14 protein-coding genes are annotated in these 16,996 nt (G+C 70.1%); 9 read left to right on the top strand and 5 right to left on the bottom strand.

The window, feature by feature from the left end:
- Positions 1-111: 111 nt before the first annotated feature.
- Complete coding sequence (locus BLW43_RS01390; RefSeq protein ID WP_175478706.1) at positions 112-1,539, top strand: MORN repeat-containing protein; 1,428 nt, start codon at positions 112-114, stop codon at positions 1,537-1,539.
- A 60-nt stretch (positions 1,540-1,599) separates the two neighbouring features.
- Here BLW43_RS01390 and BLW43_RS01395 read toward each other — a convergent pair whose 3' ends face one another.
- Entirely contained in the window at positions 1,600-3,132 is a 1,533-nt protein-coding gene (locus BLW43_RS01395; RefSeq protein ID WP_093247682.1) for a calcium-binding protein, read from the bottom strand.
- Between the two features lie 227 nt (positions 3,133-3,359).
- Between BLW43_RS01395 and BLW43_RS01400 the strand changes: the two genes are divergently transcribed.
- The 4 genes from BLW43_RS01400 to BLW43_RS01415 all read left to right on the top strand — a co-directional run bounded on the left by BLW43_RS01400 (position 3,360) and on the right by BLW43_RS01415 (position 8,381).
- A complete protein-coding gene (locus BLW43_RS01400; protein ID WP_093247683.1) occupies positions 3,360-4,931 on the top strand; it encodes a 2-isopropylmalate synthase in 1,572 nt (523 codons plus the stop codon).
- 142 nt (positions 4,932-5,073) lie between these two features.
- Positions 5,074-6,276, top strand: a complete 1,203-nt coding sequence (locus BLW43_RS01405; protein ID WP_093247684.1) for a GAF domain-containing protein — start codon at positions 5,074-5,076, stop codon at positions 6,274-6,276.
- An 81-nt stretch (positions 6,277-6,357) separates the two neighbouring features.
- On the top strand, positions 6,358-6,609 hold the full coding sequence (locus tag BLW43_RS01410) for an ATP-binding protein (protein ID WP_093247685.1): 252 nt from the start codon (positions 6,358-6,360) through the stop codon (positions 6,607-6,609).
- Between the two features lie 404 nt (positions 6,610-7,013).
- A complete protein-coding gene (locus BLW43_RS01415) occupies positions 7,014-8,381 on the top strand; it encodes a mechanosensitive ion channel family protein (RefSeq protein ID WP_093247686.1) in 1,368 nt (455 codons plus the stop codon).
- Positions 8,382-8,396: 15 nt separating this feature from the next.
- Here BLW43_RS01415 and BLW43_RS01420 read toward each other — a convergent pair whose 3' ends face one another.
- From BLW43_RS01420 to BLW43_RS01430, 3 genes are all read right to left on the bottom strand, one after another.
- Positions 8,397-9,437: a radical SAM protein gene (locus BLW43_RS01420; protein ID WP_093247687.1), complete on the bottom strand. Its 1,041-nt coding sequence runs from the start codon at positions 9,435-9,437 to the stop codon at positions 8,397-8,399.
- Positions 9,438-9,511: 74 nt separating this feature from the next.
- The gene (locus tag BLW43_RS01425; protein WP_139283950.1) at positions 9,512-9,784 is read right to left on the bottom strand and encodes a hypothetical protein; all 273 of its coding nucleotides are present in this window, start codon (positions 9,782-9,784) and stop codon (positions 9,512-9,514) included.
- Between the two features lie 203 nt (positions 9,785-9,987).
- A complete protein-coding gene (locus tag BLW43_RS01430) occupies positions 9,988-10,227 on the bottom strand; it encodes a hypothetical protein (protein ID WP_093247689.1) in 240 nt (79 codons plus the stop codon).
- A gap of 214 nt (positions 10,228-10,441) precedes the next feature.
- On the opposite strand from BLW43_RS01430, the gene BLW43_RS01435 reads away from it, so the two are divergent.
- Positions 10,442-11,119 carry an OmpW/AlkL family protein gene (locus BLW43_RS01435; RefSeq protein ID WP_093247690.1) on the top strand — a complete coding sequence of 226 codons (678 nt, stop codon included), beginning with the start codon at positions 10,442-10,444 and terminating at the stop codon, positions 11,117-11,119.
- A gap of 51 nt (positions 11,120-11,170) precedes the next feature.
- Here the strand turns inward: BLW43_RS01435 and BLW43_RS01440 are convergent, their stop codons facing one another.
- Positions 11,171-12,964 (bottom strand): flavin-containing monooxygenase, encoded by a 1,794-nt coding sequence (locus BLW43_RS01440; RefSeq protein ID WP_093247691.1) that lies wholly within the window; start codon positions 12,962-12,964, stop codon positions 11,171-11,173.
- A 233-nt stretch (positions 12,965-13,197) separates the two neighbouring features.
- On the opposite strand from BLW43_RS01440, the gene BLW43_RS01445 reads away from it, so the two are divergent.
- The 3 genes from BLW43_RS01445 to BLW43_RS01455 all read left to right on the top strand — a co-directional run bounded on the left by BLW43_RS01445 (position 13,198) and on the right by BLW43_RS01455 (position 16,994).
- Positions 13,198-14,217 carry a hypothetical protein gene (locus BLW43_RS01445; RefSeq protein WP_093247692.1) on the top strand — a complete coding sequence of 340 codons (1,020 nt, stop codon included), beginning with the start codon at positions 13,198-13,200 and terminating at the stop codon, positions 14,215-14,217.
- 70 nt (positions 14,218-14,287) lie between these two features.
- On the top strand, positions 14,288-16,024 hold the full coding sequence (argS, locus tag BLW43_RS01450; protein WP_093247693.1) for an arginine--tRNA ligase: 1,737 nt from the start codon (positions 14,288-14,290) through the stop codon (positions 16,022-16,024).
- Positions 16,025-16,127: 103 nt separating this feature from the next.
- A complete protein-coding gene (locus BLW43_RS01455) occupies positions 16,128-16,994 on the top strand; it encodes an SPOR domain-containing protein (RefSeq protein ID WP_093247694.1) in 867 nt (288 codons plus the stop codon).
- Positions 16,995-16,996: the final 2 nt, after the last annotated feature.

Raw genomic sequence — 16,996 nt, forward strand, 5'->3', positions numbered from 1 at the left:
TCGCGCCGCCGAGCCAGGAACGCTATGGACTGCATCAAGCAAGGCGAATAAACCCTTTGTTCGCCTGAAGAACGCAGGGTGGCGATGATGAACGACCGGGGGAGGGAGAAGATGACGGGCATCATCACGCGTCTCGCCGCCCTTGGCGTCGCCGGCCTGGTCGGGCTCGCCGCCATCGGTCAGGACAGCGGCCAGACTGCGGTGAAGGAATACGACACCGGCGGCGTCTATGAGGGCGAGTTCCGCGACGGCAAGCAGCATGGCTCCGGCACGTTCCGGTTGCCCGGCGGCTATGAATACACCGGCGAATGGGTCGAGGGCCGCATCGAGGGTCGCGGCGTCGCGCGCTACCCCAACGGTTCGGTCTACGAGGGCCAGTTCAAGGACGGCGCCCCCCACGGCGAGGGCCGCATCGTCTACGCCGACGGCGGCTCCTACGAGGGCGAGTGGGTCAATGGCCAGATCGAGGGCTACGGTCGCTCGGTGCAGGCCGACGGCATGATCTACGAGGGCGAGTTCAACGCCTCCGCCTTCGACGGCCAGGGCGTGATGAGCGAGCCGAACGGTTATCGCTACGAGGGCGGCTGGAAGAACAACACGCCCCATGGCGAGGGTCTCGTCACCTATCCCGACGGCGCGGTGTATCGCGGCGGCTTCGTGGACGGGGTGCGCGAGGGTCACGGCGAGATCTCCATGGCCGACGGCTTCAAGTACGAGGGCGAGTGGCGCGACGGGGAGATGACCGGCCAGGGCAAGGCGGTCTATCCCAGCGGCGAGACCTACGAGGGCGGCTTCGTCAACGGCGTGCGCGAGGGCGACGGCGTCGCGCGCTACGCCAACGGCGACGTGTACGAGGGCGGATTCGTCAACGGGCGGCGCGAGGGCGCCGGCGTGCTGACCGCCGCCTCCGGCTTCCGCTACAGCGGCGCGTGGCGCGACGGCGCGATCACCGGCGCCGGCGTCGCGACCTACGCCAACGGCGTGGTGCACGAAGGGTCCTTCGTCGACGGCAAGCCCAACGGGGTCGGCGTCATCCGTTATCCCGACGGCGGCGTTTACGAGGGTGCGGTGGTCGACGGCATGATCGAGGGCGAGGGCGTCTTCGTCTCCGCCGACGGCCTGCGCTACGAGGGCTCCTTCAAGGCCGGCGAGCGCGACGGCGAGGGCGTGCTGACCTCGCCGGAGGGCCACGAATACGCCGGGCTCTGGAAGGCCGGCAAGCTTGACGGCGCCGGCGTCGCGCGCTTTCCCGACGGCGCCGTGTACACTGGCGATTTCCGCGAGGGGATGCGCCACGGCCAGGGCAAGCTCGTGCTGCCGGACGGCTTCACATACGAAGGCGCCTGGGCCGAAGGCGACATCCATGGCGAGGGCGTCGCGCGCTACGCCAACGGCGACGTCTACAAGGGCGCCTTCCGCGAGGGCCAGCGCCACGGCTACGGCGTGATGACCTACGCCAGCGGGGCCGAATACGCCGGCTACTGGGTCAACGGCCAGCGCAGCGGCGCGCCCGAAACCGGGACCGGCGCGGCGGACTGAGAGGACCCGCCCGCGCAGAGCTTCGGGAACCGCCGCTCTGCGCAGCTCTATCGCGGCCCATCAGAAGACGAACGCCGTCTCGTCGAGGAGGTCGAGCCCGGAACCGTCGAGAACGATGCGCCCGCCGTCTCCATCCTCGATCACCGCGCGCCGGCCGACCAGTCGGATCGAGAGGTCGCCGAACCCGCCGACGCCCGCGTGCAGGGAGAAGTCGAGCAGGTCGGAGCCGACGCGGAAATCGATGACCCGGTCCGAACCGAAACCCTCGCGGAACACCAGCACGTCGCGCCCCGGCCCCGCCACGATGCGGTCGTTCCCGGCGCCGCCCTCGATCAGGTCGTCGCCGATGCCGCCGCGGATGAAGTCGTCGCCCGCGCCGCCGTCGATGCTGTCGTCGCCGCGCCACGCGAACAGCACGTCGTCGCCGTCGCCGCCGTCGATCAGGTCGTCGCCGAGCCCCGCCTTCACCGTATCGGCGCCGGACTGGCCGAACACGGTGTCGTCGCCGTCGCCGGCGAGCGCCACGTCGTCGCCGGCGCCGCAGGAGATGCGGTCGTCGTCGTCGCCGCTCCTGAGCACGTCGTCGCCGTCGCCGCCGATCAGCCACTCCCGGAACGCGCTGCCGATGATGCGGTCGTCGCCGTCGCCGCCGTCGAGCACCACGGGGAAGCCCGCGCGCGCCTCGCCGAACTCGCTGCCGACGCGCCCGTCGATCACGTCGGCGCCGCCGCCGCCGACCGCGAAACGGTCGCCCCGCTCCGTGACCAGACGATCCGCGCCATCGCCGCCGAGCACGGCGGTGGTGGCGACGTAGCTCACCCGGCCGTCGGCCGCGCCGTCGAGTCGGTCAAGCAGCGCCAGCGCGTCGCGGTCGGCCGAAATTACCGCCGACGCATAGACGTCGCGTTCGAACTCCCCGCCAGATTGAGCCGACTCGACGGCGATGATGTCCGGCAATCCGTCCCCGGTTATGTCGTCGATCACGTTCACGTAGCGCAGGCTAGGAAACCCGCTCCCGGCGATCGCATTCGACCACCCGGTCAGGATGAAGCCATTCGACCCATCGATGGCCGAAAGCGCAAGGTCGGGAACGCCGTCTGGGCCTCCGTAGACGATCACCGCATGGGGGTCGTCACCGCCGGGGAGGCCGGTCTCGCTGTCGTAATCCACCATGGCCAGCGTCACGCGGTCGGCGTAGCCGTCGCCGTCGATGTCCGCATCAATGAACGCGGGACCGTCGAACAAACCGACAGCCCCTTGCGAAGCCCCGGGCGCACCGGCGAGCGGCGCGTCACTGCCGCGCACGGCGTCGAATGCGACGATGAACGGGGGCGCGAAGTTCTGGAAGACCTCCACGGCCGCCCCTTGCGGCGGCGCGAGGTCGATGAGGACGCGTCGTTGCGGAAAGGCGGCGCCACCGAGGATCGTGGTGTAGACAATCGGCTCAAAGGCAAAGCCGGTATCGGGATCGACCAGAAAGTCGCCGCTGCTTGCGTCGACGAAGAACGCGGTTTCGGTGACGAACAGGTCCAGCGCGCCGTCGCCGTCGACATCGCCGATCTGCTCTGACCCTCTTAACGTGGACACGATCATTGCAGGCGCCCCTCCAAAGCTCGAGAAACCAATCTCCGCCGCGCCAAGGTCACCAGAGCTTCTCATGGGCGACATGGCGTGTATAGTGGCGGCCATGAGCGACGCCCGCTGCACCTCGCTGCCCCTGCTGCTTAGCCGCCCCTGAGCGCGGCCGTCTCGCGGCGCGCGCTCGGGGGTGACCTCCGACGCCGCGGGACCATCCAGCAGCAAGTTACGGACCATACGCCATGACCGACACCACCCCTGCGCCGCAGCGCGAGCGCGTGAAGATCTTCGACACCACCCTGCGCGACGGGGAGCAGTCGCCCGGCGCCTCGATGACGCTCGACGAGAAGCTGCGCATCGCGCATCTGCTGGCCGAGATGGGCGTCGACATCATCGAGGCGGGCTTCCCCATCGCCTCCGAAGGCGACTTCGAGGCCGTCTCCCGCATCGCCGACCAGGTGCGCGGCGCGGTGATCTGCGGCCTCGCCCGCGCCTCGAAGAAGGACATCGACCGCGCCTGGGCGGCGCTGGAGCGCGCCGACAAGCCGCGCATCCACACCTTCATCGGCACCTCGCCCCTTCACCGCGCCCACCAGCTCAACATGGACAAGGCGCAGGTGCTCGACCGCATCCACGACACCGTGACCCATGCGCGCGCGCTCTGCGAGAACGTGCAGTGGTCGCCGATGGACGCGACGCGAACCGAGCACGACTATCTCGTGGAGACGGTGAACGTCGCCATCGCCGCCGGCGCCACCACCATCAACATCCCCGACACGGTCGGCTACACCGCCCCGCGCGAGAGCGCGCAGCTCATCGCGATGCTGCGCGAGAAATGCACAGGCGTCGACGGCGTGACGCTGGCGACGCACTGCCACAACGACCTCGGCATGGCGACCGCGAACGCGCTGGCCGCCGTGGAGGCGGGCGCCCGCCAGATCGAGTGCACCATCAACGGCCTCGGCGAGCGCGCCGGCAACACCGCGCTGGAGGAGGTCGTGATGGCGCTGAAGGTGCGCGGGGACATCATGCCCTTCGCAACCGGCGTCGACACCACGCGCATCATGGCGGCGTCGCGGCTGGTGGCGGCGGTCTCGGGCTTTGCAGTGCAGTTCAACAAGGCCATCGTCGGCAAGAACGCCTTCGCCCACGAGAGCGGCATTCATCAGGACGGCATGCTCAAGAACGCCGAGACCTTCGAGATCATGCGCCCGGAGGACGTCGGCCTGACCGAGTCGAACCTCGTGATGGGCAAGCACTCGGGGCGCCACGCCTTCCGCACGAAACTCAAGGAGATGGGCTACGAGCTGGGCGAGAACGCGCTTGAGGACGCCTTCGTGCGCTTCAAGGCGCTGGCCGACCGCAAGAAGGAGGTCTTCGCCGACGACCTCCGCGCGCTGGTCGACGATGCGGAGACCTCGCTCTCCAACGACCGCCTCCAGGTGCAGCGCCTGCGCGTCGTGTGCGGCACCGAGGGGCCGCAGACCGCGGAGCTGACGCTGAGCGTCGACGGCGCGGATCACCGCGTCGAGGCGACCGGCGACGGCCCCGTGGACGCCGCCTTCAACGCCGTCAAGGCGCTCGCCCCGCACGAGGCGGCGCTGAAGCTCTACCAGGTCCACGCCGTGACCGACGGCACCGACGCGCAGGCGACCGTGACCGTGCGGCTGGAGGAGGCCGGCAAGATCGTCACCGGCCAGGCCGCCGACACCGACACCATCGTGGCAAGCGTCCGCGCCTATGTGAACGCGCTCAACAAGTTGCTGGTGCGGCGCGAGAAATCCGCGCCGGGCGATCTGAGCGCCGCGGGCTGAGCCGCGCGGTCGCCGCGCGCCCTGGCGGCGCGGCGACCGCCAGATCGTCGGGCCCGCCAAAGCGGGCTGGCGCCGACGGGCAAACCCATGCACAATCATTCATCAATCGTCGAATGTCCTGAGACGAAGGGAACACCCGCCGGTGGCGCAGAGCGACGCGCTGAGGGAGATCGGCCTGCTCGACGGCGAGGCCGAGCCCTCCTTCGACCGTTTGCTGCGTTGGATCGCCCACCGTCTCGGGGTGGAGGTCGTGCTGCTCAGCGTCATCGACGAACAGGGCGATCGGCAGTTCTTCAAGAGCGCCCTCGGCCTCGCCGAGCCATGGGCGTCTCAGCGGCAGACGCCGCTCTCCCACTCGTTCTGCCGACTGGTCGCCGCCACGGACGCTCCCGTGGTCATCCGGGACGCGCGGGAGGATGAGCGGGTCTATGAGAACCCCGCGATCGCTGATCTCGGCGTCATCGCCTATCTGGGCGTGCCTGTCGCGCCGGTGGGCCGCTCGCCGATCGGCGCGCTCTGCGCGATCGGGTCGACCCCGCGAGACTGGACTGCGGCCGATCTCGATGACCTCCGGGTGATCGCGGACTCCGTCTCGAATCAGATCAGCCTCAAGCTGTCGCTGCGCGCCGCCGAGAAGGCGCAGCGAGAGATCGCGGCGGTCTCCCATGCGCTGAACGAGGCCAACCGCCGCTTCGCCGACCTCGCCGCCAACGTGCCGGGAGCGATCTTCCGCTACCTGGCCCGCCCCGGCGGCCGCGACGCGATCGAGTACATGTCTCCCGGCTGCGTCGACATCTGGGAAATCCCGGCGGAACGGCTGATGGGCGACCCGAAGCTGCTGTGGGAAGCCGTCGAGAGCGAGGATCTCACCGACACGGTGGCCTCGGTCCGGCGTTCGGCGCAGGATCTCACGCCGTGGCGCCATCGCTGGCGCATCGTGACGCCCTCGGGCCAGACCAAATGGCTGCAGGGTTACGGCGCGCCCCGCCGTCTCGACGACGGCTCGGTGCTGTGGAACACCCTCATCCTCGACATCACCGTCGAGGTCGCGGCTCAACGCGAGTTGACCGAGACAGTCAGAATGCTGAACGAGGCCCGGAAGCAGGAGGTCATCGGGCGGCTCGCAGGCGGCGTCGCTCATGATTTCAACGACCTGCTCACCACAATTCTCGGGAACGCCGAACTCGCGATGGAGACGCCGGAGGCCCATGACCGCGACGGCATTCTATCCGAAATACGGGCGGCGGCGCTTCGCGGCGCCGAACTGAACCAGAGCCTGCTGAGCTTCGCACGCCGCTCGACCCCCAACCCCACCATGCTGGACACCAATGACGCGATCTCCTGAATTCGCCCGCTCATCCGCCTGACGCCGCCCGAGAACATTTCCATCGAGGTCGCGCTGGCGGCGGACCTGCGGCGGGCGCGCGTGGGCCGGGCGCTGCTGGAGTGCGCGCTGCTCAACCTCGTGGTCAACGCCCGCGGCGCCATGCCGAGGGGCGGCGCGCTGATCATCGAGACCGCGAACATCGACGTTACCGCGGACTTCATCGCCGGGCGCGCCGAGATGCTCGCGCCCGGCCGCCATGTGATGATCGCGGTGACCGGCATCAGCGAAGGCGTTGGGCAAGAGCATCTCGGACGAATCTTCGAGCCGTTCTTGCCCACCTGCCCCCCCTGACAGGGACCGCGGCCTCGAGCTGGCGACGGCGCATGGGTTCGTTCAGCAGTCCGGCGGCGCGATAGCCGTACGTTCCGAACCGGGTCGCGGCGCATCGTTCAGCATCTACCTCCCGGCCGCTGACGACGAGGGCCCGGCGGCCGCGGCGCCGCGCGCCTCGGGCCACCCCCCGCGACCGCGGCTGCAGGAACAGTCCCGCTCGTCGAGGATATCGACCGGCAGGCGCTCCTCACAGACGTCCTGCTCGACCGGAAAGCCGCCGCCGACTGAGGCCGCCGACCGGGACCGCCGACCGGGCCGCACGGTCCGCACGGTCCGCGGAGAGGGAGTGACGTCGGCCCGGGGTGGCCGGAAAGCCCTCATGTTGGTAAACGGACCCCGATCCGAGGCGGGAGGTGTTTGCGATGGTCCACAATTTCATCCTGCGCGGGCTTCTGGCCCTCGCGCTGCTCACCGGCGTCGCCGCGGCGCAGGACGCCGCCGAGGACGGGCCGCCCCCGCCGCCTCTGGAGATCGTGAACCCCGAGATCGGCGTGGAGGAGCTCACCCTGCGTCTCGTGCCGCTCACCGCGGACGATCTCGGCATCGCCGCCGGCGCATGGCTGGGCATGGTCAAGGAGCGCACGCAGGCCGTCGTCGACGCGCAGCTCGCCGTTCGCGCGTCCGAGGGCGAGGCGGCCGACGCCGCCCGCGAGCTCGTCGTCGAGCGCACCGCCGAGCGCGACCGGATGTTCGACGCGCTCACCACCGTGCTCAGCAGCTGGGAGAAGAAGGGCGGCGACGAGGCCGCGATCTCCCAGATGCGCGCCTACCGCAACTCCATCGTGGTGGAGGAGACCCGCAGCGCCGACTTCGAGACGCTGATGAACCAGGCGATTGAGTGGGCCGTCTCATGGGATGGCGGCCTCGGGCTCGCCCGCGACATCGGCGTGATCGTCGCCGCGCTGATCGGCCTCGTGATCGTGGCGCGCATCGTGCGGCGCATCTTCCGGCGCATCGTCGGGAGGGTGCCGAACCTCTCCAAGCTGCTGCAGGCGTTCCTCGTCATGCTGATCTACTGGATCGTCATGGCCTTCGGCCTGATGATCGTGCTCTCGGCGCTCGGCGTCGACATCTCGCCCGTGTTCGCCCTGATCGGCGGCGCGTCCTTCATTCTCGCCTTCGCCTTCCAGGACACGCTCGGCAACCTCGCGGCCGGCCTGATGATCATGATCAACCGGCCTTTCGACGAGGGCGACTTCGTCGACATCGGCGGCACCGCCGGCACGGTAAAGTCGGTCAGCGTGGTGGCGACCACCGTGACCACGCCCGACAACCAGGTGATCGTCATCCCCAACAGCAAGGTCTGGGGCAACATCATCACCAACGTCACCAGCAGCCCGACGCGCCGCGTCGACCTGACCTTCGGCATCGGCTACGACGACAGCATCGAGACCGCGCAGAAGGTTCTGGAGGAGGTCGTCGGCGCCCACCCGCTCATCCTGAAGGAGCCGGCGCCGGTGATCCGCGTCAATGAACTCGCCGACAGCTCGGTGAACTTCGTCGTGCGGCCCTGGGTGCGCGGCGGCGACTACTGGACAGTCTACTGGGATCTGACGCGCCAGGTGAAGGAGGCGTTCGACGCCGCCGGGGTCTCGATCCCCTACCCCCAGCAGGACCTGCACATCAGGGCCGACAAGAACGCCGCGCCTGACGCTGGCGCGACTTTCGCGCCTGAGCGCCGCTCCGCCGGAACGGAGCCTGTCGCAGGGCTGGAGGAAGGGGCCGGCTGAGCGCGGCCGCGCGTCTCAGGCGGCGCTGGCGTCCGGCGCGGCGAGCGAGGCCCGCCGGTAGGCGTGGGCGAGGTTGCGCAGCCGGGGCGTCGCGGCGGCCTCGGTCTCGGCCCGCGTCTCGACGCGGGTGCGCGCCACGAGGTCTCTGAAAGCCTCGGCCCGGCCGTCGCGCATCCAGTCGGCCGCCATCTGCGCCAGCCGCCCCTGCCCGAGCCGACCCACAGCGAAGCGCCGCGCGAAGCCGTGGCCCATGGGCAGGATCGCCCCGTCGCTCTCGATCACCAGCGGGCTCGTCACGTCGGCGAAGCCCGCCTCCCGGCCGCAGCGCCCGCGCGCGATCTCCGGCGCGATCTCCGGCGAGCCGGGCATGCTGAGTTGATAGTCCAGAACCACCTTCAGCCTGCCTTCCCAGCGCGCCTGAGCAGCCGTCGCGGCTTCCGCAGCGCGCAGCGCCGCGTCGTCGTCTGGCTTCGCCGCCGCCATCTCGGCGTCGCCCTCGGCGCGTCCCGTGGTGTCGAGCGGGTGGATCTGCAGCAGCGCCGCGCCCTGCTCTACGGCGAACTCGGCCGCCCACGCGATCTCCCCGACATTGTCTCGGCTCAACGTGAACAGGAAGCCGAACGGCACGCCGCTGTCGCGCAGGGCCGGCAGCTTCGCCGCCATGGTCTCGAAGGCGCGCGGGTTGGCGCGCATCCAGTCGTGCCGGGCGGGCGCGCCGTCGAGCGACACCGCCAGCAGGTCAAGCGCGCCCTGCAGCGGCGCCAGCCGCCGCGGGTCGAGATACATGCCGTTGGTCACGATCGCCGTGCGCATGCCGAGGCCCTTCGCGTGCGCGACGATCTCCGGCGCCGCCGGATACAGGAAAGGTTCGCCGCCGGAGAGGGTCGCGAAGGTGAAGCCGAGCGCCGCGGCGTCGTCGAGCGCCGCCGTCAGCGCGCGCGCCTCCAGCGCCTCGCGAACGTCCGGCCCCGACGAGGAATAGCAGTGGCGGCAGGTGAGGTTGCAGCGCCGCGTCACATGGATCTGCAGCGTGCGGGTCGCGGGACGATCAGCCATCGGTCGCTCGCCTTCCGTCTGAGGTGCATCGGTGGGGGAGAGCGCCGGGCCGCCGAAACGGCCCGGCGCGGGCTTCAGAAGCCCATCAGGCCGCCGTCGAAGAAGTCCGACGGAATGCCGTCGATCATCCCGTCGTCGCCGGGCAGGATCTTCTCGATCGCTTCGAACTTCACCGCGTCGAGCGTCAGCCCGCCGCGGCTTGCAGTGGCGAAGCCGCCGACCTTCTGGACGAACCACGGATCGACAATGCCGTTATCGATCGGTTCGGGAACGAGGATCTTGAAGTCGAAAGAGAGCTCACGATACATCTCAACTTCCTCCATGGTGATGAGAAGTGAGACGATCATGCTTAACACGCGTCATGTCGGCGTGATCACACCGTCATCTCCGCGTCAGCCGCAAGCGACAGACCGAAACCGGAAGGGTCACGCACGGCGGCGTGTCGTCAGACGTCGTGCTGCGACTTGGACTTGACCAGAGGGCGCCGATTCGGCGGGCCGCCAAACTTGCGGCGGACCCACCTGCGCCGGCGACGGGCCGTCGCGGCGCCTCAGCGCCCCCGGGATGGCGCCGCGGTCGTCCATGCGAGCCACGCGACGCCCGCCAGCAGCACAGGCGCGTAGATGACGGGCAGCGCCGCCACGAACGGCCGAGCGTCGAACCCGAACGCCAGCGCCGCAAGGCCCAGCAACACCGCAGCCAGCCCCGCGATCGCCGTAATCGCAACGCCGAAGCGGAAGAACCTCCGCTTAAGCACACGGTCCTGACGGTGGATGGTCTGGTGCGTCATGGTCTCCTCGCTTCACTTTCTGCCATCAAGGTGGGGGCTTTCGCGCGGGTTCGAAACCCCTTTCGGCCGGCGCATCGGGCGGCGGCGGTCTCGCCGCGATCGACTGACACGGATCAAGGCGCAGGCGCGCGCGTTTCGGCATGATTGCGGACCGGTCGCCAGACCGGGGAGCGCATCGCTCCGGACAAGACTACAAGCGCAGGAACCCCTCGCCATGAATGCAATACAGCGCGCGGCGGTCGCGATCGCCGCTATGACGCTCGCCGCGGCCCCGGTCGCCGCCCAGGACGGATTTTTCGACGCCAAGCGCGACGGCGATTTCCTCGTGCGCTTGCGCGGGCTCGCGGTGATCCCGAACGAGGAGCTTTCCACGGCGGCCATTCCGGGGGCGGACGCCTCGATCTCGACCGCCGTCGTGCCCGAACTCGACTTCACCTATTTCTTCACCGACAACATCGCCGCAGAGCTGATCCTTGCTGTCACGCCGCATGACGTGCGCGGGCGCGGCGCGCTCGCGGGCGCGAACCTCGGCGACGTCTGGCTGCTGCCGCCGACGCTGACGCTGCAGTATCACGTCGATCAACTCGGGGACTGGACCGGGATGGAGAGCCTCGCCGCGCTGAAACCCTATGTCGGCGCCGGCGTGAACTACACGATGTTTCTGGGTGAGGACGCCGGCCAGTTCCAGAAGATCCGCTATGACGACGCGTTCGGCTTCGCGCTGCAGGCCGGGCTCGACTACGAGATCGCGGAGGGCGTCTATCTCAACGCCGACGTGAAGTACATCTTCCTTGAAACCGACTGGACGCTGGACACCGGCGCAGGGACGGTTGGCGGAAATGTCGAGATCAACCCGCTGATCATCGGCCTCGGCGTAGGCTACCGGTTCTGAGCCGGTGCGCGGCGGCCCCGGGCGCCAGAGCCCCGGGGCCGCCGCCGGGCTTCAGCCGGTGTGATGCACCTGCGCCAGCCCATAGACCGGCGTGGCCAGCCCTTCCGCCCTCGCCTTGAGCTGCAGGGCGAGAAACTGGCTGTAGTGCCGTGACTGGTGAAGGTTTCCGCCGTGAAACCATAGGTTATCCACCTGCGTCGGCTTCCACATGTTGCGCAGTTCGCCCTCCCATGGGCCGGGGTCTTTCGGCGTGTCGGAGCCGAGCCCCCAGCACTTGCCGACGCGGTCCGCGACCTCCTGGCTGATGAGCTGCGCCGCCCAGCCGTTCATCGAGCCGTAGCCCGTGGCGCACACGATGACATCCGCCGGCAGCTCGGTTCCGTCCTTCATCACCACGGCGTTCTCGGTGATGCGGTCGATCTCGCCGGTCCTGAGCTTGATCGAGCCGTTCGCCACCAGGTCCGACGCGCCCACGTCGATGTAGTAGCCCGAGCCGCGCCGCAGGTATTTCAGGAAAAGCCCGGTCTCGTCGGCGCCGAAGTCGAGCATGAAGCCCGCGTTCTCCAGCCTCCGGTAGAAGTCGGCGTCGCGCTTCTTCGTCTCGTCGCATTGCGGCTTCTGGATCGCCGGCAGCACCTTGTAGGGGATCGAGGCGAAGATCAGGTCGGCGGTGTTGACGTCGATGCCGTTCGCCACAGCCTCCTCGGAGTAGAGCGCCCCGAGCGCCAGCTCCATCAGCGTGTCGGACTTCACGATGTGGGTGCTCGACCGCTGCAGCATCGTCACGTCGACGCCCGCCTCCCACAGCGCCGCGCAGATGTCGTGCGAGGAGTTGTTGGAGCCGATCACCACCACCTTCTTCCCCTTGAACCCGTCCGGGCCGGGGTGCCTGCTGGAGTGGTGGATGTCGCCCTTGAAACTCTCCATGCCGGGGATCTTCGGCATGTTCGGCACGCCCGACATGCCGGTGGCGAGCACGAGCTGCTTCGGGCGCAGCGTCACCGGCCTGCCCTCGCGCTCGACCTCGATCACCCACTCGCCGGCGGCCTCGTCCCAGCGTGCGCTCTGGGCCGTGGACCGCGTCCAGTAGTTGAGCTCCATGATCTTCGTGTAGCTCTCCAGCCAGTCGCCCAGCTTGTCCTTGGGCGCGAAGACCGGCCAGTGGTCGGGGAACGGCAGGTAGGGCAGATGGTCGTACCAGACCGGGTCGTGCAGGCAGAGCGACTTGTAACGCTTGCGCCACGAGTCGCCGGCGCGCTCGTTCTTCTCCAGGATGATGGTCGGCACGCCGAGCCTGCGCAGCCGGGCGCCGAGCGCGATGCCGCCCTGCCCGCCGCCGATGATCACCACCTCGGGCTGGCGGGAGTAGCCGAGTTCGCGGCGCTCCTCCTCCATCCGCTCGGCGTAGCTCTTGCGGCCGGGCTGCACGCCGTGCTCCACGCCGCGCGGGCGGGCGGGGCCCTTCGGCTCCTCGAAGCCCTTCAGTTCCTGCAGGGTGGTCAGCAGCGTCCAGCAGCCCTCGCCGTTGAGGCGCAGGTGGCCGCGGCCCCTGCCCGTCTCGGTCTCGAACGTGAACCATCCCTCCGAGACGCCGCCCGCCTCGGTCGCGTCGCCGTCCAGCGTCAGGTGGCGCGGACGGGCCGAGCCGAGCGTCGCGCGCAGCATCTCGGCGATGGCGTCGCGGCCCTCCATCGTCTTGATGTTCCAGGTCAGCGCGACGAGGTCGCGCCAGTAGCACTCAGTGGCGAACAGCGCGGCGGCGGCGTCGGCGTCCTGCGCCTCCAGCGCGTCGTTGAGCTTGGCGAGAAAGGTCGTCACCTTCCCGGTCGGTGCGATGGCGTCCAAGGGGTCTCCTCCTGTGCGCCGGGTTTTCTGGCCGAAAGGGCGTCGCCCGGCTCGTTGCGCCCTGTGGAAATGGTGACGCCGCCGACGTGCAACCTCAAGGGCCGACGTCCGCCGCCGCCCGCCATCGGCTCGGTCGCCTGCGCGGCGCGCGTCGCGCGCGGCGCCGCATTCCGTCGCGTCCCGCCCGGGGTTAACCTTTCACTTGGAGCGCTGCAGGCGGGGAGGGAAGCGACATGGCGCAGGCTGGCGTATCGACGAGCAAGCTCCCGGTTGCGAAGGAAGGCTTCTCGGCTGTCTCGAATGCGGCCCTCAAGGAGCAGGCCGCCGCCCTCAAGGCGGCGGGCGTTGCGCCGCGCACCGCCGCCGCCAAGGCGGTGGACAATCACCTTGAGATGGCTGGCGCGCATCGCAGGACGGCGGCGGCGCGGTTCGTGGCCAAGTCCGCGCAGACCGGCGTCATCGTCAGCAACCTCGGCGGGATGTCGGGCGCCGGCTTTGGCTGGTCAGGCCCGATGCCCGGCGGCGGCTCTGGCACAAACCCGGATACGGGCTCCACCCCTGGCGGCGACCCGCGGCCCTGGGTGCTGCTGACGCCCGTCCTGCAGCTACAGTTGCTGCAGGCCGTGCAATACGGCGTGATGATGTTCACCTCGCTCGCCCATTTCCGCGCCCTCGCCGTCAATGGGCCGCTTGCAACGGGCCACACCGGCTGCCTCACCGGCCCCGATATCGCGTCGCAAATCAGCGCGGCGCCATTCGTCGCTTCGCTGACGCGGGGCGACGCGGAAATGCGCGAGGCGGTCGCCGACGGGGTCGCAGGATGTTTCGCAGCGTGGCGCGACGCCGTCACGGCGCCGAACCTGACTTTCTGGCCGGCTTTCCTCGCCTACCCAGCCGCCTATGCGCCGCCCATGGCCAACGTTCCCACGCCGATCGGGCTGTGTCTGTCCACCGGCGCAAGCCGAATCACGGTCGCCGGCGAACTGGCGAACGCCATATTTGTGATGCTCCCGGCGACCCTGCGCACGCCCGAGGGGTTTGAGTTCGTCGCGAAGCTGAGCCTGGGGCTCGCGCCAGCCTTCGCCGCGTGGCTGACCACGACCCACGTCACCAACGTCATGGGACGCGGCCCGGTGCCGCTGTTCCAGCCGCCGTTCTCGATGTTCGGACCCGTGACCGGCGGGTCGATCATCGAGGCGCCCGGCCATCTCGCGACCTCGCCGCCAATGCCGGTCATCCCGGTCCCGTTCTGAGGCGCGCCGGCGATGGCGCAGGCGGCGACGATCTGCTAGGGCGCGTGAACTGCTCCGGGAAGCCCGCCCAATGAACCTCTTCGCCGACATCCGCGCCCTCGTGATCGAGAACCTCGTCGCCCTCGCCGGCGATGGCGTCCTGCCGGAGGGGCTCGACCTCGGCGCCGTCGCCGTCGAGCCGCCGCGCGACGCGTCCCACGGCGACATGGCCACCAACGCCGCCATGGCGCTCGCGAAGCCGGCGAAGATGAACCCGCGCGCGCTGGCCGAGGCGCTGGCGCCGCGGCTCGCGCAGGATGCGCGCGTCGAGGCCGCCGAGATCGCCGGGCCCGGCTTCATCAACCTGCGCCTCGCGCCCGAGGTCTGGCGCGGCGCCGTCGCGACAGCGCTGGAGTCCGGCCCCGACTATGGCCGCGCGCGCGCCGGCGCGGGCAGGCGCGTCAACATCGAATTCGTCTCCGCCAACCCCACCGGCCCGATGCATGTCGGCCACGCCCGCGGCGCCGTCTTCGGCGACGCGCTGGCGGGGCTGATGGCCTTCGCAGGATGGGACGTGACGCGCGAGTACTACATCAACGACGCCGGCGCGCAGGTCGACGTGCTCGCCCGCTCCGCCCATCTGCGCTACCGCGAGGCGCTCGGCGAGGCGGTGGAGATCCCCGCCGGCCTCTACCCCGGCGACTACCTGCGCCCCGTCGGCGAGAAGCTCGCCGAGCTCCACGGGCGCGAGCTGCTCGACCAGCCGGAGGAGACCTGGCTGCCGGTCGTGCGGACCTTCGCCATCGACGCGATGCTGACCATGATCCGCGCCGACCTCAAGGCGCTGGGGGTGGAGATGGACCATTTCCAGTCGGAGGCGCAGCTCGCCCGCGAGGGCCGCGTCGAGACGGCGCTGGAGACGCTGGAGAAGGCCGACCTCATCTATGTCGGCACGCTGGAGCCGCCCAAGGGCAAGACGCCGGAGGACTGGGAGCCGCGCCCGCAGACCCTGTTCCGCTCCACCGCCTTCGGCGACGACATGGACCGGCCGCTGAAGAAGTCCGACGGCGCCTGGACCTATTTCGCGCCCGACATCGCCTATCATTTCGACAAGGTGAGCCGCGGCTACGACCTGCTGATCGACGTGCTGGGCGCCGACCACGCCGGCTACGTCAAGCGGCTCAAGGCGGTGGTGTCGGCGGTCTCGGGCGGCAGGGTGCCGCTGGAGGTGAAGCTCTGCCAGCTCGTGAAGCTGTTCCGCGCCGGCGAGCCGGTGAAGATGTCGAAGCGCTCCGGAACCTTCGTCACCCTGCGCGAGGTGGTCGAGGAGGTCGGGCCCGACGTCGCCCGCTTCACCATGCTCACCCGCCGCAACGACGCCGCGCTGGACTTCGACTTCGCGAAGGCGGTCGAGCAGTCCAAGGACAACCCGGTTTTCTATGTGCAGTACGCACACGCCCGCGTCGCCTCGATGCGGAAGCTGGCGGCCGCGCAGGGGGTGGACCTCGAGGCGCTGGCGCGGGCCGACCTGTCGCCGCTCGTCCATCCCGCCCAGATCGGCCTCGCCCGCAAGCTGGCCGAATGGCCGCGGCAGGTCGAGCAGGCCGCCGAGGCCGCGGAGCCGCACCGCGTGGCCTTCTACCTCTACGATCTCGCCTCGACCTTTCACAGCCTCTACAATCTCGGGCGGGACGAACCCGCGCTGCGTGTGGTCCAGGACGGAGACGCGCCGGGCAATGCGGCGCGCATCGCACTCGCCTCCGCCGTTTCGGTTGTGATTTCGGCTGGTCTTGGTATGCTTGGCGTGACCCCGCTGGACGAAATGTAGCGTCAAGCTGCCGGCGGTCGGGGTTTCGAGCAGGCGACCGTCAGGATGCGCTCCGCCGACAGGCGAAAGACGCGACCGCGGGCAGGAACAGGCGCAACGGCCCATGCGGGACGATTCCCAGGTCTATGAAGCGTATGACGACATCGGGACACGCGGCGTCGGCAGGCTGAGCGCCGCGGCCGCCGCGGTGGCGTCGCTGGTGGTGCTGGGGCTGGTGGTGGCGTGGACCTACCGTCTGGGCGTGCGGGACGCCTCGGACGTCCCCGTGATCCGCGCCGTCGAAGGCCCCGCGAAGATCCGCCCGGAGGATCCCGGCGGCGCGCGCTTCGCCCACCAGGGCCGCTCGGTCTATGGCCTGATGGAGGGCGCGCCGACGCCCGAGCGCCCGGTGACGCTGGCGCCGCCCGCCGAGACGCCCGTCGCCGAGGATGTCGAGGTCGCGCGCTCGGCGGCCACCGGTCGCGAGCAGGAAGCGGTCGATGCGCCGTCCGCCGAGGAGCCGAGCGCCCTCGCCTCCCTCGGGGCCGAGATCGACCAGCTCGTGGCCTCCGTGACCGGCGGGGCCGCTCCCGACGCGGGCAGGGCCGAAGCGCCGCAGGGCGCTCCGTCGCCGCGCCCGCGGCCAGCCTCGTTCGACGTCGCCGGCGCCAGCCCGGCGGCGCAAGCCGCTGCGATGACCGCGCCCGCCGCGCCGCCTGCCGCCGCGCCGGCTGACGGTTCGGCGGATGGGCCCATGGTCCAGCTCGGCGCCTATCTGACGGGCGAGGACGCCCGCGGCCGCTGGCCCGGCATCGTGCGCCGCAGCGACGGGCTGCTCGCCGGGCGCGGCCCGGTCGTCTCGCCCGTCGCCGGCGCCACCCGCACCCTGCATCGCCTGCGCGCCGGCCCCTTCGCCAGCGACGCGGAGGCGCGCGAGATGTGCGAGGCGCTCAAGGCGCGCGGCCTCGACTGCATCGTGCCGCCGAGATGACC

Origin of the sequence: Rubrimonas cliftonensis (assembly GCF_900107585.1) — a bacterium.
GTDB classification, from domain to species: Bacteria; Pseudomonadota; Alphaproteobacteria; order Rhodobacterales; family Rhodobacteraceae; genus Rubrimonas; species Rubrimonas cliftonensis.